This window comes from Azospirillum sp. UFLA03-27 (genome assembly GCF_059803775.1).
Genome location: NZ_JAUQTX010000381.1, coordinates 1 through 4,153, shown reverse-complemented (window position 1 = coordinate 4,153; position 4,153 = coordinate 1). Strand labels below are relative to the sequence as shown.

At 68.6% G+C, this 4,153-nt stretch carries 2 protein-coding genes and 1 tRNA gene; all 3 read right to left on the bottom strand.

The genetic code is table 11. The annotated features are described in order from the left end of the window. Positions 1-1,021, bottom strand: a 1,021-nt coding sequence (locus Q4I23_RS30985) for a S41 family peptidase (protein WP_498528763.1), incomplete at its 3' end; no start/stop codon positions are given. A 215-nt stretch (positions 1,022-1,236) separates the two neighbouring features. Then, entirely contained in the window at positions 1,237-3,522 is a 2,286-nt protein-coding gene (gene rnr, locus Q4I23_RS30980; protein ID WP_498528762.1) for a ribonuclease R, read from the bottom strand. A 193-nt stretch (positions 3,523-3,715) separates the two neighbouring features. Continuing rightward, a tRNA-Gln gene (locus tag Q4I23_RS30975) sits at positions 3,716-3,789 on the bottom strand. Positions 3,790-4,153: the final 364 nt, after the last annotated feature.

Sequence of the window (4,153 nt, the reverse complement as noted above, 5' to 3'; positions counted from 1 at the left end):
CGGCGATGTCGTCGGGGCCGGCCTCGAAGCGCTGACGGCTGTCGGGGTGACGGCCCTCGGTCGTGATGATCTTGCCCTGGGCGATGAACAGGTCGGCCACGGCGACCGCTTGGTCGAGCAGGCCGCCGGGGTTGCCGCGCAGGTCGAGCACGAAACCGCGCAGGCCCTTGCCCATGCTCTGCCGCGTCGACAGCACGGCCTCGCGCAGATTGGACGCGGTGGCGGCGTTGAAGCGGTCCACCTTCAGCACGCCGACCTGCTCGGACAAGCTGGCGTTTACGGTGTTGGGAACCACGCGCTCCCGCCGGAGGGGGGCGCGGCGCGGCGGGGTATTGTCGCGCGCCACGGTCAGCAGGACCATGGTCCCGGTCGGACCGCGCAGCCGGTCGCGCATGTCCGCCTCGCTCAGGCGCGCGGTCAGATCCCCGTCGATGGCCAGAAGCTGGTCGCCGCTGCGGATGCCGGCGCGGTCGGCCGGGCTGCGCGGCAGCACGTTGCGGATCAGGGTGCGCCCGTTTGCGGTTTCCAGGGACAGGCCGATCCCGCCATAGCCCTCACGTTGGGCGCGCTCGCTGGTGGCGCGCTGGGTGCCGGTGTAGCGGGAGTAGCCGTCCAGATCCGTCATCACGGAATCCAGGACCACCTGATAAACCCGCTCCGGCACCGCCTGATAGAGGGTGGGGGAATAGAGGCGGGCGCGCTCCACCGCCTTGGTGGTCAGGGCGGCCCAGCCGGCGGCGTCGGACAGTGACGGGGCGGCATACTCCCCGATCAGGCTCCCGGAGACGTACAGGCGTACGGTGTTGCCCTGGCGCTCGGCGCGGGCGGTCGGATCGATGGTCGCGAGCCCCTTCAGCCCGTCCAGGCCAAGCCGACCGAAATCGACCTGTTGAAGATAGACTTCGGCGATCTTGCCGTACGCGACGGCGAAGACCTGCTCGCTGATGAAGGCGGGCTCGGTCGCGGCGGCGACCGGACGGGGCAGCGTTCCGCCGAGGCTTCCGAGGCCAACGGCGAACATGGCAGCCGCGAGTGGGACCGACAGACGCCCTCGCGGAGAAAATCCTCGTTTCCGTATGCCCATGGCGCGCCGTACGCGGCCTCCTTTCCCACAGGCGGACCCGGACGGTTGCCCGCCGGATTCGAATGGATAAGGGATAGCACTTCAGAAATGAGGGCTGGCGGGACAAAAGACGGGGGCAAGACTCTTTGTCGTGGAATGTCCACCACTGTGACTCAGCGGCCACGCTTCCGTTGCTTTTGGGTTGCGCGTCCTGCGAAACGGGCATTTCGCGGGGGGCGATCCGGGTGGCCGGATTGCAACGGATGATCGGTGCCGCCAACCAAGCTTCCGGCCAGTTCGCCCTCGGCGCGGGCCAGGGCGAACAGGGTGCTGCCGGTCAGCGGGTCGGCCTCCATCAGCACCACCCTCACCGCGGCGCCCAGCCGGTAGCTGCGGCCGGTGCGCTGGCCGACCAGGGCGTGGGCGCGCTCGTCGTGCTCGTACTGGTCGTCGGGCAGGGTGCTGGCGGGGATCAGGCCGTCGGCTCCGTTCTCGTCGAGCCGGATGAACAGGCCGAAGCGGGTGACTCCGGAAATCCGCCCGGTGAACAGGGCGCCCACGCGGTCGGCCAGGAAGGCGGCGGTGAAGCGGTCGATGGCGTCGCGCTCCGCCGTGGCGGCGCGGCGCTCGGTCATCGAGATGTGCTCACCGATGTCGGTCAGCCCGGCCATGGCAGCGTCGTCCAGCCCGCCCGGTCCCAGCCCGTGGGCGCGGATCAGCGCCCGATGGACGATCAGGTCGGCGTAGCGGCGGATCGGCGAGGTGAAATGCGCGTAGCGGTCGAGCGACAGGCCGAAATGGCCGATGTTCTCCGGGCTGTATTCCGCCTGCGACTGGCTGCGCAGGATGACCTCGCTGACCAGTTGCGAGTCCGCCGTTCCGGCGGCGCGGTCGAGGATCGCGGTGAAATGCGCCGGGGTCAGCCGGGGCACCCGCGGCAGCGTGTAGCCGATGCCGGTCAGGAACTCCCGCAGCGTCTCCTGCTTGTCGAGCGACGGCTGGTCGTGCACGCGGAACAGGCCGGGCATGCCCGCCCGCTCCAGGCTGTCCGCCGCCGCGACGTTGGCGCAGATCATGAATTCCTCGATCAACCGATGGCTGTCGAGGCGCTCGCGCGGCGCGATCTCCGCCACCCGCCCGCGCTCGTCCAGCCGGACGCGGCGTTCCGGCAGGTCCAGCTCCAGCGTGCCGCGCCGCTGCCGGGCCGCCCAAAGCCTAGCATAGGCGCCGTAGAGCGGGGCAATGACCGTCTCCATGAGCGGCTCTGTCGCCTCGTCCGGCGCCCCGTCGCGGGCCGCCTGCACCTGCTCGTAGGTCAGGCGGCCGGCGGAGCGCATCAGACCGCGCACGAAGCGGTGCCGCCGGAGCGCGCCATGGCGGTCGATCCACAGATGCGCCGCAAGGCAGGCGCGGTCCTCCTGCGGGCGCAGCGAGCAGAGGTCGTTGGACAGCGCCTCCGGCAGCATTGGCACGACGCGGTCGGGGAAATAGACGGAGTTGCCGCGCTCGAAGGCCGCCCGGTCCAGCGCCGAATTGGGACGCACGTAGAAGGCCACGTCGGCAATGGCGACCACCATGTGCCAGCCGCCTTCGTTCGCCGGGTCGGGGTCCGGCTCGGCCCACACCGCGTCGTCGAAATCGCGGGCGTCGGCGCCGTCGATGGTCACCAGCGGCAGGTTGCGCAAGTCGGTGCGCCCGGTCAGGGCGGGCACTGCGGCGTGCGACGCCTCGCGCAGGGCGGCGGGCGGAAAGTCGGTGGGCAGCCCGTGGGTGTGGACAGCGATCAGGCTGACCGCGCGCGGCTCCGCCGTGTGGCCCAGCCGCTCCGCGACGCGGGCCTGCGGCAAGCCCATCCGGGCCGCGGGCAGCAGATCGGCCAGCACCAGCTCGCCCGGCTCGGCGTCGTTGCGGTTGGCCGGCAGGACCAGCAGTTCGGTCTTGTTGCGCTTGTCCGTGGGGACGATGCGCCCGCCGTCCGCCGCGGGGTAATAGACGCCGAGAACGCGCCCCACCGTGCCGTCCAGCCGCCGGATGGTGCGCGCCTCGTAGAGCCGGTCGTTGATGCGGCTCAGCTTCGCCAGCACCCGGTCGCCGGTTCCCAGGGTGGGATGGCCCTTCTTCTCGGGCATCATGAAGATGCGCGGTGGGTTTCCCTCGCCCGTCCAGGTGATCGGGCGGGCGCTGACCTCACCGTCCGGATCGACGCCGGTCACCTCCAGCACGGCGACTTCCGGCAGCGACTGCGGTGGGGCGACGCGCTTGTTGCGCCCACGTTCCACGGCGCCGTCGGCCTCCAGCTCCTTGAGAAGCTCCTTCAGTCTTTCGCGGTCGTCGCTGCCCGACAGCTTGAAGGCACGCGCGATCTCGCGTTTGCCGACCGGCGTCGTGCTGGAGCGGATGAAGGAAAGGACCGTGTCCTTATCGGGAAAGCTGCCGGAGCGGCGGGGCGTGTCGTTCAAGGGAATTCGTGCCGTGGAAGGTGGACCGCATAAGTAAGTCCTGGAGGCGGCAAATCCAACCGCGCCGCCATGGCGCCACGACAACAACGCTTCAAAAGCGCGGGTTGGCCATTTTAAAATGACGAGGTGTTACGGACGGCGATGCCAACCGGCCTCTGGTTCGGCCAAAAACAGAAAAGATGAAGGAGAAAGTTGGTTGGGGGACTAGGATTCGAACCTAGGCTGGCGGAGTCAGAGTCCGCTGTCCTACCGCTAGACGATCCCCCAGAGGCGGCCCTGATCCATCAACGGTTTCCCATTGATCGCAAACAGGACTACAAACCTACTGAAACCGTCACCTTCACTGGTGTGGGGCACTTTGTGCTGTAGATCGGCAGCCGCGTCAAGGTCTTCGCTTTCCCGATCCACGCCTGGGACCAAGGCGGCAGGTGGCAGGCCCGCATGGGTTGGGTTGGGCCGCCTGTGGACCGTCTTTGGGCACCGAATCCCAGCAAGCGCCAGTGCACGTGGTCGGGGTTTGGGGATCCTATGCCTCTGGCAGCAAAAAAACTCAGTAGGGTCCGGACCCATAAAGAGCCTTTCCTGAAGGGAACCGTTGTGATTCAAAGCCCAGGAAAGGGGCTTTGTGATG